This window comes from Mucilaginibacter aureus, from assembly GCF_053514885.1.
Window position 1 is genome coordinate 801,776 of the sequence record NZ_CP170601.1, and the last position, 17,250, is coordinate 819,025.

Sequence of the window (17,250 nt, forward strand, 5' to 3'; positions counted from 1 at the left end):
GCATCGACATGTGCGATTCCCTCCCCCGGGGAGGGAATTGAATGAACTTGTAAACCCCGCGTCATAAAAAGTAAACACACGGCTTTGTATTGGTTGCTTTAAAACTATTAGCGTAAATTAGTGGTAATTTAGACTTGAAAGGATAATATGCGTGGTTTTGGTTTTTCTAAGTTTACTCCTCAACAAATAACCAAAGGCGGTTTTGACGAATTGCTGAAATTATTTTTAGAACTGTTGAACTATACCGCCGGCGATGCCGGTGAGGCTTTGCAGTGGATGAACGAATTGGACAAGCAATACAAATTAACCAATGACGAGTATGGCATGGGCGATTTTATTGAGGACCTGAAAGCCAAAGGCTACCTTAATGAAGACGGGCAAACCGGCGACTTTAACATCACAGCTAAAACCGAGCAGAGCATCCGCCAGTCGGCGCTGGAAGAGATTTTTGGTAAGCTAAAAAAATCAGGGAAGGGTAACCATCGCACGCCGCAATCGGGCCAGGGCGACGAAAAAAATTCGGAGCGCCGGGAGTTTCAGTTTGGCGATAGCCTGGATCAGATAGATATGACGCAGTCGGTGCATAACGCGCAGATCAATCATGGCATCGACGATTTCAGGTTAACGGAGCGCGACCTGGAAGTGGAGGAAATGGATTTTAAAACCCTCACCTCTACTGTGTTGATGATCGATATTTCGCACTCGATGATCCTTTACGGTGAAGATCGTATCACTCCCGCCAAAAAAGTAGCGATGGCTTTGGCCGAACTGATCCGCACCAAATACCCTAAAGATACGTTAGATATTGTGGTTTTTGGTAACGATGCCTGGCCCATCAGTTTACAGGATTTGCCTTACTTACAGGTTGGCCCATATCATACCAATACTTATGCGGGTTTAGAACTGGCTACCGATATTTTACGCCGTCGCAAAACGCACAACAAACAGATATTTATGATAACCGATGGCAAGCCCACCTGTTTAAAGGAAGGCACGCGGTATTATAAAAACAGCATAGGGTTGGACCGTAAAGTGGTGAACAAAACGTTGAACATGGCCGCGCAATGCAAGCGCCTTAAAATACCGATCACCACGTTTATGATTGCCAAGGACCCGTACCTGCAACAATTTGTACGCACCTTTACGGAAACCAACGGCGGCAAAGCATTTTACAGTTCGCTGAATGGTTTGGGTGAATATATTTTTGAGGATTATATCCGAAACAGGAGAAGAACGGTGCGTTGAGTCGGAAAGTCCGGAGGACCGCAAGTCCGAAAGACAAATCGACCTTAATAATTAATAAAGTAATAAAACAAATCTTCCGGACTTGCGGACTTTCCGACTTCCGGACTTAAAAGACATGAGCATACCAACTATAAAAACATTAGGCGAGCTTAAGCAAAGCGGGTACATCAGCCGCAGCGTTAAAGAAGAGCTTCGCGAAAATTTAATTGCGCAATTGCAAAAAAGCGAGGGTGGCTTTGAGGGCATCATCGGGTATGAGGATACCGTGATCCCTGATCTGCAAACGGCTATCCTGTCGCGCCACAACATTTTACTGTTAGGCTTACGCGGACAAGCTAAAACCCGTATCGCGCGCTTGCTGGTTAACCTGCTTGACGAATACATCCCTTACATTGAAGGTTCGGAGTTGTTCGACGATCCGCTGAACCCGATATCCTGGTTTGGGCATAACGAAGTAACCACCAAAGGCGATGCCACTCCTATCGCATGGATGCACCGCAGTGAACGCTATACCGAAAAGCTGGCTACGCCGGATGTTACCGTTGCCGACCTGATAGGCGATGTTGACCCGATCAAAGCGGCTACCATGAAGCTCACATATTCGGATGAGCGGGTACTGCATTTTGGTTTGATACCGCGCGCACACCGCGGCATATTTGTGATCAACGAGCTGCCCGATCTGCAGGCGCGCATCCAGGTTTCGCTATTTAACATTCTGCAGGAAAAAGATATCCAGATACGTGGTTTTAAACTGCGCCTGCCGCTGGATATCCAGTTTGTATTTACTGCCAACCCCGAAGATTATACCAACCGCGGATCAATAGTAACACCGTTAAAAGATCGTATCGAAAGCCAGATATTGACGCACTATCCGCGTTCGGTTGATGTTTCACGCAAAATAACCCAGCAGGAAGCATCGTTAACACAAGCTCAGCGCAATACTGTTGAAGCTGATGGTTTGGTGAAAAACCTGGTGGAACAAATTGCGTTTGAGGCACGTAACTCGGAGTATATCGACAAAAAGTCAGGCGTATCTGCCAGGTTAACCATATCCGCTTACGAAAACCTGGTGAGCAATGCCGAGCGCCGCATGATCATTAACCGCGAGAAAAATACTTTTGTGCGCGTATCTGACTTTCTAGGCGTTATTCCGGCTATAACCGGCAAAATCGAACTGGTATACGAAGGCGAGCTTGAAGGCCCGGCCAAAGTGGCCAATATATTAGTTGGTAAGGCGATAAAGACTCTTTTACTGCAATATTTCCCCGACCCGGAAAAAGCTAAAAAGGCCAAAGCGCCAAATCCGTATGCCGAAGTGATCAACTGGTTTGGCAACGGCAATACACTGGCCATTAACGATAATTTATCTTTACAGGAATATAAAAAATTGCTGAATGCTGTTCCCGGATTAAAGGAAGTGGTCAAGCAATTCCACCCAAAACTGACAGAAAACCAGCAATTATTGCTGATGGAATTTGTGCTACACGGTTTGGCAGAGTTTTCGCAGTTGAATAAAGGTTTCTTAGATAACGGCTTTGCATTTTCGGACATGTTTAACAGTTTGTTTAACCTGCAACCCGATGACGAAGACGATATTGACGATGACCGTTATTGATTGACAGCGTAAATGGACAAACAGTTTTGGATAATGATCGTGATATCGATCGGCTTGATCCTGGCCGATATGTATATCATCAGTGGGATTAAAGGTGCCTCAACAAAGTGGAAATTCCCGCATAAGCGTAAGTTTATTATTGGCTATTGGGTATTTTCGATAGCGCTGATCGTTGGCCTTTTTTTAAGTATTTACGTCAAGTTGCACATTGGTGCACGCGCGGCTATTTTGCTCATATTTTTCCTGGTGTGGATAGCCAAAGTATTGTTTTTACCTTTTATTTTGGTTGACGATGTGCGCCGGGTAATTTTATGGAAGGCCCGCAAACATCAAAAACCGGAACCTGAGTTCCCGGCAAGCCAGCCCGCACCGGATCACATACCACGGTCGGAATTTTTGATGAAAGCCGGTTTACTTGCCGGGGCGCTGCCCCTGGCATCGTTAAGCTACGGCGTAATATCGGGCGCGTACGATTATCGCGTAAAGCACCGCACCCTTTACCTGCCCAACTTGCCCAAAGCTTTTGATGGTATTAAACTGGGGCAGTTATCAGATATCCATTCGGGTAGCTTTTACAATAAAAGGGCGGTTACTGGTGGTGTTGAAATGCTGCTGAAAGAGAAACCCGATTTTATATTTTTCACCGGCGACCTGGTAAACAACATGAGCAACGAAATGCGCGATTACCAGGATATTTTTGCCAAAGTAAAAGCCCCCTTGGGTGTATACTCCTCATTAGGCAACCACGATTATGGCGATTACCATAACTGGCCAAGCCTTGCCGCCAAGCAAAAAAACCTCGACGATTTAAAGGTTACCCATAAAAACATGGGCTGGGATTTGATATTGAACGATAACCGCCGCCTGAAAGTTGACGGTGAAGAGATCGGTATTTTAGGCGTTGAAAATTGGGGCAACATGAGCCGTTTCCCTAAATATGGCCGTGTTGACCTGGCTGTTAAAAACACGCAGGACCTGCCGGTTAAACTATTGCTCTCGCACGACCCATCACACTGGCGCGCCCAGGTGTTGGATTATAAAGATGTTGACGTAATGTTTGCCGGGCATACCCACGGTATGCAGTTTGGTATACAAACACCACATTTTCAGTGGAGCCCCATACAATATGTGTACAAGGAATGGGGTGGTTTTTACCGCGAGGGCGACCAGCAACTGTATGTAAATACCGGTTTTGGATTTTTAGGTTACCCCGGAAGAGTTGGAATATTACCCGAAATAACGATATTTACACTTAAAGCCGCTACCGATCCGTCGCTGAAAGGCAAAACAGCATAATTAAGCCGCACGGAGCGGGCAGAATTTGCTTTCTTATACCATGAGAAAATTTTTTCAGCCTATTCTGGATTTTGTGCTGTTTAGTAACCTGTTTATGGCGCTTTGCGCCGTGGCGCAAGGCCTACTAACGCTCAAGCTGATAGGCAGCGAGCCTATTTACCCGGTGCTGGCACTGTTACTTACCTCCACCTTTGTTACCTATAACATCAGTATATTTTTAAGCAAACCCAAAGAGCCTCAAAAGTCGGAGTTTAAACGGGTGCGCTGGTTTTTTGCGCATACCCGATTAATGGCTTCCATCACCATTATTTCCACTTTGCTGCTGATCCCGTTGTTTTGGATGCTGGGGTATGAATCGAAATTGCTGCTGATCTTTTTAGGCGTGATATCCATAGGCTATAGTTTGCCGCTGTTTAGCATTGAGGATAAAAAGTTTGGACTGCGCAATATACCGGGTTTAAAATCGCTGATGATAACCGTGGTTTGGGTACTAAGCTGTGTACTGTTACCCATATTTGAGGCACAAAGGCTGCATTTAGCCGATACATCGCTGCATGATACGGCTATATTGTTAAGCAAGCGCTTCCTGTTTATTTTTGCATTAACGATACCTTTTGACATACGCGACCTTTTCCAGGACAGGAACCTTGGCCTTAAAACCATACCGGTTATGGTGGGCGAAAAAAAGGCTTACCTGTTTTGCCAGGCTTTGCTGGCTGTTTACGTTATTTTGCTGTTCACCTTTAAAAATAACGGGTTTAACCTTGATTTTTTTGCACTAACATTATCCGTTATCCTGATGGGTTGGCTGATCTTTAAATCGGAGTGGGAGAAGGACGAGTACTATTACTTTTTTTATATGGATGGCGTGCTGATATTGCAGTATGTGCTGTTAGTGGTTTTCAGGTTGTTTTAGTAGTTGATAGGGTACTTCCCTGGAGTTAGCTTGTAAATCCAATATCCATCATTATTAACCCGCATGGCAAACTATGATAATTCGGCCCGATTTTACGACAAGCTTTCGCGGATGGTTTATGGTAAGGCGCTTGTTACCTCGCAGGTTTATTTACTGCAATTTATACCCCCCGGTGCAAGTGTATTGATAGTTGGCGGCGGTACCGGCTGGATACTGGAAGAGATAACGAAGCTGCATCCCTCGGGGTTAAAAATTACCTATATAGAAATTTCGGCTAAAATGACTGCGCTTGCGCGGGGAAGAAACGTTGCGGGTAACCAGGTGACGTTTATTAACCAGCCTGTAGAAGAGGTGAACAGCAATGAGAATTTTGATGTGATCATCACTCCTTTTTTGTTTGATAATTTTAGTGAACTTACCATGCAAAAGGTGTTTACACATCTGCACGCGCAACTTAAGCCAAAAGGTTTGTGGCTGTTTACCGATTTTCAGTTAACGGGCAAGCTGTGGCAAAGTGTTTTGCTAAAATCAATGTATTACTTTTTCAGTATCCTGTGCGGGATCGAAACTACCACTATGCCCGATATTGAAAGCCAGTTTGTGAAATACGGGTATAAAAAAACAGCTGTCAAAACATTTTTTGGTGAGTTTATAATTTCGACGGAGTATCAAAAACAATAATTTTATATTTGAAATAAGTTGATAAAATGAAGAAAATCGCGTTCGTACTATTAATTACTTTAAAGTGCACTTTCGGCTATGCTCAAACAGATTCCGTCTCAATAAAAGAAAAATTGAAAATAGCCATAGTTGCACAAACTAAGGAAGGTGGCAAATACGATTTTTTTACGCCAATTAAAGGCCAGGAATATAATGGTTCTCAAATAAAACCTGGTATTTATGCAACCAATATCGAAGTAGCTTTAATTAAATGGGGTAAGGTAAACCATGATCTTGGCGTAAAAAGCCTGCAGGATGCTTATGATATCTTCGCTGAATACAAAGGACGAAAGTTAAATCAAAGAGAAATAGAGTGTATTAAAATGGGGTTCAACGGTAAGTATTAAAAAAGCCGCTAAGGTTTAGCAGCTTATAATTGTCCCGTGAAATACTGAGACAAGTTCAGCATGACCTTACGTATTTAATCTTTGCTCGTTTATCTGAAAACTTACTCCGACGAAAACTTATACCCTATCCCCCTAACCGTTTGCAGGTATTGCGGCGAATCGGGGTTGTTCTCGATCTTTTTGCGGAGCCTTACAATGTGCATATCCAGCGTGCGGGTGTTAACGTCGGTATTGTAACCCCAAACTTCCATCATCAGTTCTTCGCGGTTAATTACCTTGTTCTCGTTCTTTAAAAAGTAAAGCAGGATACGGTTCTCCAAAATGGTGAGCTCTATTTTTTTACCATCACGCAACAGCGTATGCGTATTGGGATGGTGCTCCATATTGGCAAACTTGTACGATTCGGTTTTATCCGTATTTAAAGTAAACTTGATCTTGTTATCGATCATGGCCACCAAAACATCCATGTTAAACGGCTTGGTAATATAATCGGACACGCCGAACTGGTAGGCTTCAATCTTATCGATATCCTGCGCCTTGGCGGTCATCATGATCACCAGCTTATCAAACCCCTTTTCGCGGATAACGGTACAAACCTCAGAGCCTTGTTTGCCGGGCAGCATCCAATCGAGCAATACGATATCAGGTTTTTGATCGAGGATCATTTTCTCGGCTTCATCGCCGTCGGCTGCTTCCAATACCTTGTAACCTTCAAGCTCGAGGCGCTCGGCAACTAAAAATCTTAAATTTTCATCGTCTTCAACAAGCGCGATCTTTATTTCTTTGTTGTTCATATATCGGGATTAATAGGGCAATATAATTTTAAATTCGGAGCCTTCGGCCAGCTTACTTTTTACACTGATATCGCCGTTCATAAAATTAACAAGTTCTTTACAGAAAGCCAAACCCAAACCTACGCTTCCGTTTTGATTATATTGGCTTTGGATGCGGTAAAATTTACGAAATATATTCGCTATCTCGTGCTTTGGGATACCGATGCCTTTATCCTTAAATAAAAATACGATATCCTTTTTTACCCGCTCAACGGTAATATGCTGCTCCTTGCGGTTTGGCGGCGAGTATTTGTAGGCATTTTCGATCATATTCTGAAAGATGCTGCCCAGCAGTACCGGGTCCGACTCAAATACCTGTACATTTTTAATATCGCAGGTGAGTTTAAAATCGGGATATTTTATTTTAAAGGTATTGATGTATTTATCTACAAACTCGTCCAGCTTAATTTCTTCTTTTTTTAACAATATCGATCGGTTTTCGAGCTGGGTGAACGAGAGCAGACGATTCATCAGATCGTTGAGCTTATCGGCTTCCTGATCTAAAATCTTGCCGTAATGCATACGCTGCCTGTCGGATAATTCGGCATCGCTGCGCAGGTTTGAACCTGCTATTTTGATCACGCTTACAGGCGTTTTAAACTCGTGCGTAAAGTTGTTAATAAAATCGTACTGTAATTTAAACAGCTTATGGTTAACATTTAAATTGCGATAGATAAGCCAGCCTATAATAAGCAGAAACAGGTATATAACAATTACAATGGCTGCAGTGGGTAAAAAACGTTTAAACACCTCAACCTGCCCAAAGTTAACATCAGACTGAAAGTACAGTTTGTACCCCGAAAAAGCTCCAGGCAAGGCAATTTCATCGGTAACTACCTTTTCGCCTGCGTTGGCATCTAATGGGTAGTACAATACCTGCTGAATGGTGATATGCTGATAAAGTTCGGGATGTGTGTTTTTAATGGTCAGACGGGAGGGGTTGAGATTAAAAACCATCAGATCCTGCTGGTACAACGACGACGGTTTTTTATTGGTGAGCAGATCTTTATAGATCTTTAGCTCCTCGAGCCTCGGGTTACTGATGTAACTTATCTTATTGGGTTTGATATCGTAAAAAGTGGCAAACAACTCCTCGGGCGTGTATGAGCGGGATGTATCGGCCTCCTGTATAAAGCTGCTCAGTTTTAGTGCCATCAGGTTAAAATCGTCTTTTCGGCCGATCTCTTTATCGCTGATGATCTTCGTATTTCCTGGATTATTAATATTTGCAGCCGGTGTAAAATGGAAGGCGTTCCTTACAGCGATGCTTAAATTATCGGTGCGAACAGCCAGAGGGTTGGTGTGATTACTGATCTCGAAATGGTAAAAATCGACATTTTTAACAAAGGGGTAATTTTTAAAAACCGAGCCCGCATATTGCAATGCTGACGACTGGTTTAAAAAACCCTGGTAGGCCGTAATTTGAGGGATCTTGGTATAAAAAAAGTCGTTATACGGCCTGATAGTTTGCTCCAGCACCTCGATCTTACGTGAGGCAAACTCGTTGGTTACGTATTTGCGGGTAAGGTTATAGGTAATTAAAAGGGCAACAATTAGAATAGCCGACAAAAGCACAATAAAGGCGATGATCAGCGAAAAGTTTTTACGGTATATACTTTTCTGTTTTGTCATTTAGCCGGTGGCATCACTTTTTATCCTGCAGGTTAGCCGCCAAAAACTTCTCAAGTTCGGTATACATCTGCAGCCTGCCGCGTTCACGGTTCATTTCGTTATGCTGCCCCTTCGCGTGGTCTTTGCCACGGTCGGCGGCTTTATTGACAAACGTTACCTGTACGCCACGTTTTTTTAATTCGGTAATAAACTGGTAAAGCTCGCTCATGTTAGCGTGCGGATCGCGTGGGGTTTGTACAAACAGCAGCGGGGCCTTTATTTTATCGGTATTAAACACCGGCGATATGGCCCTGAACTGGTCGGCATCGGTTTCGGGATTGCCCACCATTTCATAACGCATGCTTAACATAGCCTTGTAAAATGGCGGAATATCGCGCACGTAAGTAAACAGGTTGATCAGCCCGTTCTGTACGGCCACACAGTTGTATAATCCGGGGTGAAAAGATGCCCCATACAGTGCCGAAAAGCCACCAAAGCCCGCACCATATATGCCTATTTTTTTAGGATTGGCTATTTTTTGATCGATGAGCCATTTTACACCATCGGTAATATCATTCTGCATTTTGCCGCCAACCTGTTTAAAGCCGGCACTAAAAAATGCTTTACCATAACCGGTTGAACCGCGATAGTTTACCTGGAACACGGCATAGCCGCGGTTAGCCAAAAACTGCACATCGCTGCTAAAGCCCCAGCTGTTGCGGCGCCACGGATCGGTATGCGGTATAACTACAACGGGCAGATTTTCGGGGTTTATATCTTTAGGTAAGGTTAAATACCCATTGATCCGGGTGCCATCATTAGCGGTAAACGATACCGGCTTCATTTCGCACATTTCGGCGGGATTGATACCGGGATTCATATCGGCAAGCTTAACCAGCTTTTTTGTGGCTGTAGTGTACAGGTAATAAGTGCCGGGGTTACGATCATTATACGCCCTGATGATCATCTGGCTTTCAGTGCTATCGCGATCAACAACCCGTACCTCATTACCGGGAAGCTGCCCTAAAATATTGTCGTAAATAGCTTTGATCTTAGGGTCTAAAAAATGATGCTGTGGTTTTGCTTCCTGCCAGTTAACCTGCTCCAGGCGATGCTTGCTTTTTAAATAACCTACCTCTTCTATATCGGCAGCAGAGGTGGCGTAGATCACCTTTTCCTGGTTGATGTTAGCGGCATTGATCTCGACCAACGCAGTTTTATCACGGTTTACGTTAGACAGGGCGTAGAAATAATTTTCTTCGCCGGTAAAGGCAATAGGCTCAACGCGGTTTTTAAAGTTATTGACAATGATGGGTGAAAATTTGGCCGCATCATTTTCGCGGTACAGTATGCTTTCGTTAACGCCGTCGGATGCTTTGGCCAATCGGATCTTACCATCGGTATCGGAGAACCATTCGGTAATATTGCCCGGATTTTTCACATACATCTTCATCTCACCGGTTTTGGTATTGATGCGATACACATCAATAGCTGATGAATCGCGCATGTTAAGCAGGCAGGTAATTTCGTTAGGATTACTGGTTTTACGGTTAAGCACACTAAATATCAATTTGCCGCTTTTAAACAAACTACGAGTTTGCATGGAAGGCATATCTACTGCAGATAGCTGTGTACTGTCGCGATCGCCCTGGGTAATAATAATGCGGTTATCATAGGTCCAAAAATAATCGCGCACATAGTAGTCGGTTAAGTTGGCTATTTTTTGTTCTTTGCCATCGGCCATCGAACGCACCATCAAATCCTGGTTACGCCTGTTGCCTACCAGGTATGAAATATATTTGCCATCGGGCGAAATATGGTAACTGTTTTTTGATGGCGTATTAAAAAATTTGGCAATAGGAATTTGAACCGCAGGTTTACTGCCGCATGAGTATATACTGATAATTATCGCACCCAATAAAAACTTCTTAATCCTGCTCAGCATTTCCGGTATTAAACTCTATCAAATTAATAGATCAGGTTAAATTATAAAAAGGAAATTGATTAAGGACAATGTCACTACAATTTTACCCTGCTGTAAATTTAATTAATTGATACATAAGCTTAGTAATTTAAATACGTTTTAATGTTTATTTTTGGATTATATGAGGATAACGGCCATTGTATTTTTATTGATGCTGAGCAGCCTGAGCCTGTTTGCCCAGAACGAGGATTTGCGTCTTGCCGGGCAATACAGCATGAACGGCGAAATGCAAAAAGCGGCTGATATTTACCAGAAACTGTACAAACAAAACAACGAAAATTATTTCCAATTATACTTTAACAGCCTCATTAGCCTTAAAAAGTTTAACGAGGCCGAAAGCATCACCAAAAAGATGCTCAAACAGCATCCGCAAAGTTACCAATACACCATTGCGCTTGGCCGCATTTACCGCGAAATGGGCAACCAGGAAAAGGCCGACGGTATTTATGAAGACTTGTTAAAAGCCATGCCTGGCGATCAGAATGCTGTAAATGATATCGCATCGCAATTTTACCAGGCCGAAAACCTGGATTACGCGATTAAGGCTTTTGTGCAAGGCCGCAAAGTGCTGCATAACGAGCAGTTGTTTGTTAATGAGCTGATATCGCTTTACCGTTTTAAACACGATAAGGTAAACATGGTAAACGAGTATTTAAACCTGCTGCAGGTTAGTCCGGAGTATATTATGCAGGCCAAAAGTGTATTAGCCAGCCAGTTTGATGGTGCTGCCGATTACAATATGTTAAAGATGGCTCTGTTAAAATTGATCCAGCAATACCCGCAACAAACCGTTTTTGCTGATATGCTGACCTGGCAATATCTGCAGCAAAAGCAGTTTAACATGGCCATGAACCAGGCGCTGGCCCTAAACCGCCGGCTAAACGATGGCGGCAATAGTATTTTGGAACTGAGCCAAACCCTGGTATCAAACCAGGCTTATGATGAGGCGATACGCGGGTATGAGTATATTATTGCTAAAGGAAAAGATGGCGACCTGTATGTGAATGCAAAAATTGAGCTGATCAATACCAAAAGCCTCAAAATAACATCGGGTAAGTATGAGCAGGCCGACTTGACTGACCTGGAAAAAGACTATCTTAACCTGCTCAGCGAATTTGGCCGTAACCAGGGTACTGCGTTCGCTATGCAAAAACTGGCTAAACTGCAGGCCTTTAAACTGCACAAGTTTGCCGATGCGCAAAAAATACTGGAAGAGACCATAGCCATACCTGGTTTGCGCCCTGGCTTGTTAGCCGACTGTAAGCTTGACCTGGGTGACGTTTACCTGCTTAACAACAAACCCTGGGATGCGTCGCTCACGTATATGCAGGTACAATCTGACCAGCAGGGCAGTCCGCTTGCGCAGGAAGCCAATTACCGCAATGCCAAACTGGCTTACTATACCGGCGATTTTGCTTATGCCAAAGGGCAGCTGGATATTTTAAAGGCGGCTACATCGCAATTGATTGCTAACGATGCACTTAACCTCTCACTTTTAATCAGTGATCATACAGTGTTTGACAGTACCGGCAATGCGCTTAAAATGTACGCTCGTGCCGACCTGGCCATATTTAAGGAAGATGCCGACAAGGCGGTGATCACGTTGGACAGTATTGACAAAGTATATCCTAAAAACGACCTGATCTATGATATTTTGATGGCCAAGGCCCGGATACTGATCCAGAAAAAAGAGTATCAGCTGGCTATAGCGCCATTAAAAAAGATAGCCGAAGAAGGCAAAACCGATCTTTGGGCTGATGACGCGGTGTTTATGCTGGGCGATATTTACGAAAACCACCTGGATGATAAAGCATCGGCACAAGCCTGGTACCAAAAGATCATTACCGACTATCCAAGCAGTTTATGGATAAATGATGCGCGCAAGCGATTTAGAATATTAAGAGGTGATGTTATTCCTTCGGGCTCTTAAATAAATCGGTATTTTTGCGGCATGATCATTTTAAATGAAACCATTATTATAGACGAGGCCATACAGGCCGACTGGCTGAAATGGATGGGAAGCGTATACATACCCGGCGTAATGGCTACAGGTTATTTTAGCAGTCACCGGGTATTAACGGTGGTTAACTCGCCAAACGAGGGCATTACCTATTGCCTGCAGTTTGAAACCGACAGCCTGGATAAATACTACGAATACCAGCAAGGCATTGGTGTAAAAATAAAGGACGCTCATTTTAAGCAATTTGAAAACCAGTTTGTATTGTTTGAAACCATAATGCAACAGGTAAATTAACCATGAAAGTAACTACCACACCTATTGAAGGATTATTAATTATTGAGCCACGTATATTTCCAGATGACCGTGGTTATTTTTACGAAAGCTACAACCAGAAAAAATACATCGATGCCGGTATTACCGTTGATTTTGTGCAGGATAACCAGTCGAGCTCATCAAAGGGTACCTTGCGGGGATTGCATGCCCAGGCGCCACCTTTTGGCCAGGGCAAGCTGGTACGGGTAACCCAGGGCAGCGTGATAGATGTGGCGGTTGATATCCGCAAAGGCTCACCTACTTATGGCCAGCACTATAAAATTGAATTGAGTGCCGATAACCATTTACAATTTTGGATTCCCGAAGGCTTTTTGCATGGTTTTTACACGCTTGAGGACGATACCGTTTTTGCGTATAAGATCACTAACTTTTACGACAAGGCTTCGGAGATCGGCGCTAAGATAACCGATAAAAGTTTGGGTATTGACTGGGGCTTCCCTACGGATAATGTCTTGTTATCGCCCAAGGATGAGGAATTGCCTGATTTTAAAGATTTTGTTAGTCCGTTTTAAGGTAGACCTACGTTAAGCACAAGCGGACGCTTGCGTCAGGAAGATGTAACGCAGTGGTATTTAGCTGATATCGGTTAGGTCACAAGCGGGCGCTTGCGCCAAAAAAAGTGTAAAGTGTTATAGTAGCCAGAACTTAATCTACCCTTAACGCTTTTGGCATACGGCCGTGCAGTAAAAACTCTGCCCAGGCATCGCTGCCGTTGCTTTTGGCTGCTGCCGATGCCTGGTGCCAATCGTAAGCGCAGTGTACCTGCTCAATACTGATGGCCGGGCCGTCGACATGAATGATAGCGTATTTGGCATGTGGGGTCATGGACTCCATAGCAAACCTGTATTCGCCGTTACCGAGGTAGGCTGGCAGGCCAACGCTGCCGGGGTTAAGAATGATCTTATCGTTACTTAAATGCACCACCCGGTTTACATGCGAATGGCCGCACAAAATAATGCGTTCGTTAATGCGTTTGGTTTTGGCTATCAGTTCTTCATCATTATACACAAATACACCTTTGGCAGTTACTTTTTCCAACAGGTATTCATCATCGCTTTCGGGTGTGCCGTGGCAAACAAATATCAGGTCGTCTACAGACAGGGTTAAGGGTAATTGCTTTAAAAAGCCGATGCTTTGCGCAGATAGTTCGCCCTTTACCCGTTCCATCTGGTCTTTTTTCGATACGGTGCCGAGGCTTTCGAGTATCTCACGGTCGGTATTGCCGCGGATGCTGAGCATGGGGTTTTCGCGCAGTACCTGCGCTACGCCTTCGGGTTCGAGCGCGCCGAAGAAATGATCGCCTAAGTTAATGATGCTGTCTATCTGCCGGGCGTGAATGTTTTTCAGAACAGCTAAAAGGGCAAGCAGGTTGCCGTGGATATCGGATATAATGGCGTAGCTCTTTTTCATTTTTTGCGATCGGCTTTTGATGATAACAAAAAAGCTCCCGGCTGATTGGCGGGAGCTTTATATTTTATTTTGATATCAGGTTATACAACTCATCCAGTTTAGGCGTGAGCACAATTTCGATGCGGCGGTTTTTGGCCAGTGCGTCGGGGGTATTGCGGGTATCGATAGGTTGAAACTCGCTTTTACCGGTTGCCGCAAGCCGCACAGGATCGATCTTTTCAACATCGGTTAAATAGCGGGTTACTGATGTGGCCCGCAGTACGCTCAAATCCCAGTTATCTTTGATCTGGCCAAGGTTAATTACCTTTTTGTTATCGGTATTACCTTCTACCGAAATATTGATGTCGGTTTCTTTGTTTAAAACGCCGGCCAATTGCTTTAATGCGGCCTTCCCTTTTTCGTCGATAACAATACTGCCCGATGGGAACAGTAATTTATCGGTTAAGGATACATATACTTTACCGTTGCGGATATCAACACTTAAGCCGCTTTGCTGGAAACCCAGCAAAGCTTTTTGCAGTTTTTCTTTGAGGGCGTTGGTAGCAGCCTCGCGTTTACGCAAAATTTCTTCCACTTCTTTTAAACGGGCCTCACGTGCCTGCAGATCGCTTGACAGCTTTGATACTTTTGAGGTGGTTGAGGTTAAATTATTATTCAGTGCACTGTATTTATCACTTAATGTAGCGTAGCTATCTTTTGAAGCGGCAAGCTGGCTTTGCAAGTCGGCAATTTCGCGGTGTAGTTTGGCGGTATCACTTTGCAGGCGCGATACCTGTGCTTCTAATGTGCCTGTGCGGGTGGTAAGCGAATCCTGTGTGGCTAATAAAGCCTTATATTTTTTTGGCGACAGTACAACGCACGAATGCAACAGGAAGCATACAGCGATCAGAAGGGGAATGTGCTTTAATTTCATTGACAGTGTAATTGATGATATACAATGATAACGAATGTACGGCGAAATTGCGACGGCTATTTGAATTAAGCGATGGCGTTGCGCAAGAAAGTTGTTAACGGATAAATATGTGCCAGTACTTCGGCAACCCGTTTGGGCGAATCTTTCTTCATCATTTCGGTATCGGTAAGCTGATGCAGGGCAGCAAAGCTTTTAAGTTTGATCAAACTGATATTCGGGTCATCGGGATCGTAATCGCGGGGTGCGCCTTTGAGCTGCTCCTGATCGCGAAACTCGCCGAAGAGTTTTTTAAAAGCAGGTTCATCGATGATATTTTTCAGATCGGCCGCATTATAGTCCACCTCCTGGCGGATGAGTTTGAGGTGATCGGCCTCGGGCATCCAGTAGCCGCCGCCGGCAAGGTTTCGCCCGGGTTGTACCTGTACATAGTAGCCAATATGCACATTGCCTGTGCGCAGGTTACCAATGCCAAAGTTATCTTTATACGGGGTTTTATCTTTACTGAAACGGATGTCGCGGTAAATGCGCATCACGCATTTTTTAGGGTCGAGATCAATGGATATGTTTTTATCAAACGCACTGAGCTCTTTGATAAGTTCGCCTGTAAAAGCGATGACGTTATCTTTAGCGCTTTCGAAGCGTTGTTTGTTATCGGTAAACCATTCGCGGTTATTGTTGGCAGCAAGATCGGTTAAAAAGCTAAACGTGGTTTGGTTTATCATCGGTATCTAAATCTGGATGGTAGTGTACTTTTGGTGATAGCCAATATAGTAAAAACACGCGTGAGTAGCGAAATGTAATAGGCGACAGTAAAAAACAACCGCCTAAAATTATCGCGATATACAGCCAGGGCGAATCGGTATTATGGGTGAGCAGGTAAGTGCCTGTCCACAATATGCCGGCATACATTACATTAAGAGCGTAGCTTACATACATGGCAGCGTAAAAGTAGCCGGGCTCAATTTCAAAGCGCATGCCGCAGTGCGAGCAATACTCGTTTATTTTGTTGGAGCCAAAGTTGTACATGCCACCCTGAAACATATTGCCGCGACGGCAGCGGGGGCACCTGGTATGGAGCATTGCCCATGATTTTGGCGTTTGGGGCATGGCAAATGTGGATATGATCCCCGTAAGGGAATGGTGTTAGTTAAGATTTAGTTTTTCGTTACGAACGTTAAAACGGATTTGTTTGCGTTTATAGTTACGGTACCAGATAAACCCGCCTACGCCTGCTACAATATAAGGTGCGGCCAGCAGGTACATAATACCGGCGTTTAAGCCCCTGGCCTGATTACCACCGTTTTGATGGTTGGTTTCTACAGTGACCGAGCAAACCGCACACTGTGCCTTTACAGGATGGGCGCTCAATACGGTTAAACCGAATACAATAAGCACTAACAATAGCTTTAAGTATTTCATGGTGCAAATTTACCAAAAATTAAACTTAAAAATGGTAATAAGGCGAGATCATTAAATAAACGATCACTCCGGTTACGGTTACGTACAACCAGATAGGGAATGTCCATCGTACCAGCTTACGGTGTTTTTCTACCTGCATTTGTAAACCGCGGTAAAAGCTGAGCAAAATAAGCGGCAATACCACAATGGCCAATATGATGTGTGTGATGAGGATAACGTAGTACACGTAGCGAATGCTGCCCGCGGCGCTTATTTCTAATGCGGAAAGCTGGCCATTGCCATCCAGATCGCCATAACGGGTTTCGGGGGCGAGATAGTGAAAGCCGATGTATGATACCAGAAACAGCGACGACAGGCAGAAGGTTAAAATATTAAGGCGCTTGTGTACAGTAATGTTGCCCCGGCGGATAAAGTACAGCGAAACCAACAGCAGTACACTGCAGGTACCGTTTAGTATTGCGTTAAGCTTAGGTAAAAAGTAAGTGAATGGAGGCAGCACTGCGGGCACCGGAAGTATTTTGCGGTTTAGGATGAGTACCACCACAAAAACAAATATGGATACGGCTGCTACAAAACGGAATATGAATTTATCTGTCATTGTTTTATTGTTATCTGCCGGTGATGGTACCGGCAAGGAGTTAGCTTTAG

General features: G+C 44.1%; 18 protein-coding genes. 9 read left to right on the plus strand and 9 right to left on the minus strand.

The features are described 5' to 3' along the window. Window positions 1-147: 147 nt before the first annotated feature. The 6 genes from ACFGVR_RS03460 to ACFGVR_RS03485 all read left to right on the plus strand — a co-directional run bounded on the left by ACFGVR_RS03460 (window position 148) and on the right by ACFGVR_RS03485 (window position 6,139). On the plus strand, window positions 148-1,245 hold the full coding sequence (locus ACFGVR_RS03460) for a vWA domain-containing protein (RefSeq protein WP_448701149.1): 1,098 nt from the start codon (window positions 148-150) through the stop codon (window positions 1,243-1,245). A gap of 115 nt (window positions 1,246-1,360) precedes the next feature. Next, window positions 1,361-2,860 (plus strand): sigma 54-interacting transcriptional regulator, encoded by a 1,500-nt coding sequence (locus ACFGVR_RS03465; RefSeq protein WP_448701150.1) that lies wholly within the window; start codon window positions 1,361-1,363, stop codon window positions 2,858-2,860. Window positions 2,861-2,872: 12 nt separating this feature from the next. Beyond that, on the plus strand, window positions 2,873-4,156 hold the full coding sequence (locus ACFGVR_RS03470) for a metallophosphoesterase (protein ID WP_448701152.1): 1,284 nt from the start codon (window positions 2,873-2,875) through the stop codon (window positions 4,154-4,156). 40 nt (window positions 4,157-4,196) lie between these two features. Continuing rightward, complete coding sequence (locus ACFGVR_RS03475; RefSeq protein WP_448701153.1) at window positions 4,197-5,072, plus strand: hypothetical protein; 876 nt, start codon at window positions 4,197-4,199, stop codon at window positions 5,070-5,072. A gap of 63 nt (window positions 5,073-5,135) precedes the next feature. Further along, window positions 5,136-5,753, plus strand: coding sequence for a class I SAM-dependent methyltransferase (locus tag ACFGVR_RS03480; RefSeq protein ID WP_448701155.1), 618 nt, complete (start codon window positions 5,136-5,138; stop codon window positions 5,751-5,753). A 26-nt stretch (window positions 5,754-5,779) separates the two neighbouring features. Next, window positions 5,780-6,139: a hypothetical protein gene (locus ACFGVR_RS03485; RefSeq protein WP_448701157.1), complete on the plus strand. Its 360-nt coding sequence runs from the start codon at window positions 5,780-5,782 to the stop codon at window positions 6,137-6,139. Between the two features lie 101 nt (window positions 6,140-6,240). Here the strand turns inward: ACFGVR_RS03485 and ACFGVR_RS03490 are convergent, their stop codons facing one another. The 3 genes from ACFGVR_RS03490 to ACFGVR_RS03500 are packed head-to-tail and all read right to left on the minus strand — an operon-like array spanning window position 6,241 to window position 10,528. After that, the gene (locus ACFGVR_RS03490; RefSeq protein WP_448701158.1) at window positions 6,241-6,933 is read right to left on the minus strand and encodes a response regulator transcription factor; all 693 of its coding nucleotides are present in this window, start codon (window positions 6,931-6,933) and stop codon (window positions 6,241-6,243) included. Between the two features lie 9 nt (window positions 6,934-6,942). Beyond that, window positions 6,943-8,604, minus strand: coding sequence for a sensor histidine kinase (locus ACFGVR_RS03495; protein ID WP_448701160.1), 1,662 nt, complete (start codon window positions 8,602-8,604; stop codon window positions 6,943-6,945). Between the two features lie 13 nt (window positions 8,605-8,617). Beyond that, window positions 8,618-10,528: a prolyl oligopeptidase family serine peptidase gene (locus ACFGVR_RS03500; protein WP_448701161.1), complete on the minus strand. Its 1,911-nt coding sequence runs from the start codon at window positions 10,526-10,528 to the stop codon at window positions 8,618-8,620. Between the two features lie 160 nt (window positions 10,529-10,688). On the opposite strand from ACFGVR_RS03500, the gene ACFGVR_RS03505 reads away from it, so the two are divergent. From ACFGVR_RS03505 to rfbC, 3 genes are read left to right on the plus strand one after another with little or no spacing between them, the layout of a single operon-like run. Continuing rightward, window positions 10,689-12,497 carry a tetratricopeptide repeat protein gene (locus tag ACFGVR_RS03505; RefSeq protein ID WP_448701162.1) on the plus strand — a complete coding sequence of 603 codons (1,809 nt, stop codon included), beginning with the start codon at window positions 10,689-10,691 and terminating at the stop codon, window positions 12,495-12,497. Between the two features lie 21 nt (window positions 12,498-12,518). Beyond that, the gene (locus ACFGVR_RS03510; RefSeq protein WP_448701163.1) at window positions 12,519-12,821 is read left to right on the plus strand and encodes a DUF4286 family protein; all 303 of its coding nucleotides are present in this window, start codon (window positions 12,519-12,521) and stop codon (window positions 12,819-12,821) included. 2 nt (window positions 12,822-12,823) lie between these two features. Further along, window positions 12,824-13,372 (plus strand): dTDP-4-dehydrorhamnose 3,5-epimerase, encoded by a 549-nt coding sequence (gene rfbC / locus ACFGVR_RS03515; protein WP_448701164.1) that lies wholly within the window; start codon window positions 12,824-12,826, stop codon window positions 13,370-13,372. A gap of 133 nt (window positions 13,373-13,505) precedes the next feature. Here the strand turns inward: rfbC and ACFGVR_RS03520 are convergent, their stop codons facing one another. The 6 genes from ACFGVR_RS03520 to ACFGVR_RS03545 all read right to left on the minus strand — a co-directional run bounded on the left by ACFGVR_RS03520 (window position 13,506) and on the right by ACFGVR_RS03545 (window position 17,200). Next, window positions 13,506-14,270 carry a metallophosphoesterase family protein gene (locus ACFGVR_RS03520; RefSeq protein ID WP_448701165.1) on the minus strand — a complete coding sequence of 255 codons (765 nt, stop codon included), beginning with the start codon at window positions 14,268-14,270 and terminating at the stop codon, window positions 13,506-13,508. A gap of 64 nt (window positions 14,271-14,334) precedes the next feature. Next, entirely contained in the window at window positions 14,335-15,183 is an 849-nt protein-coding gene (locus tag ACFGVR_RS03525; protein WP_448701166.1) for an OmpA family protein, read from the minus strand. 65 nt (window positions 15,184-15,248) lie between these two features. After that, window positions 15,249-15,905, minus strand: coding sequence for a DUF2461 domain-containing protein (locus ACFGVR_RS03530; protein WP_448701167.1), 657 nt, complete (start codon window positions 15,903-15,905; stop codon window positions 15,249-15,251). After that, window positions 15,883-16,263, minus strand: a complete 381-nt coding sequence (locus tag ACFGVR_RS03535) for a DUF983 domain-containing protein (protein WP_448701168.1) — start codon at window positions 16,261-16,263, stop codon at window positions 15,883-15,885. The genes ACFGVR_RS03530 and ACFGVR_RS03535 overlap by 23 nt, the downstream gene beginning before the upstream one ends. Before the next feature lie 63 nt (window positions 16,264-16,326). Next, window positions 16,327-16,602, minus strand: a complete 276-nt coding sequence (locus ACFGVR_RS03540) for a hypothetical protein (RefSeq protein WP_448701170.1) — start codon at window positions 16,600-16,602, stop codon at window positions 16,327-16,329. A 25-nt stretch (window positions 16,603-16,627) separates the two neighbouring features. Continuing rightward, window positions 16,628-17,200, minus strand: a complete 573-nt coding sequence (locus ACFGVR_RS03545) for a DUF420 domain-containing protein (RefSeq protein ID WP_448701171.1) — start codon at window positions 17,198-17,200, stop codon at window positions 16,628-16,630. Window positions 17,201-17,250: the final 50 nt, after the last annotated feature.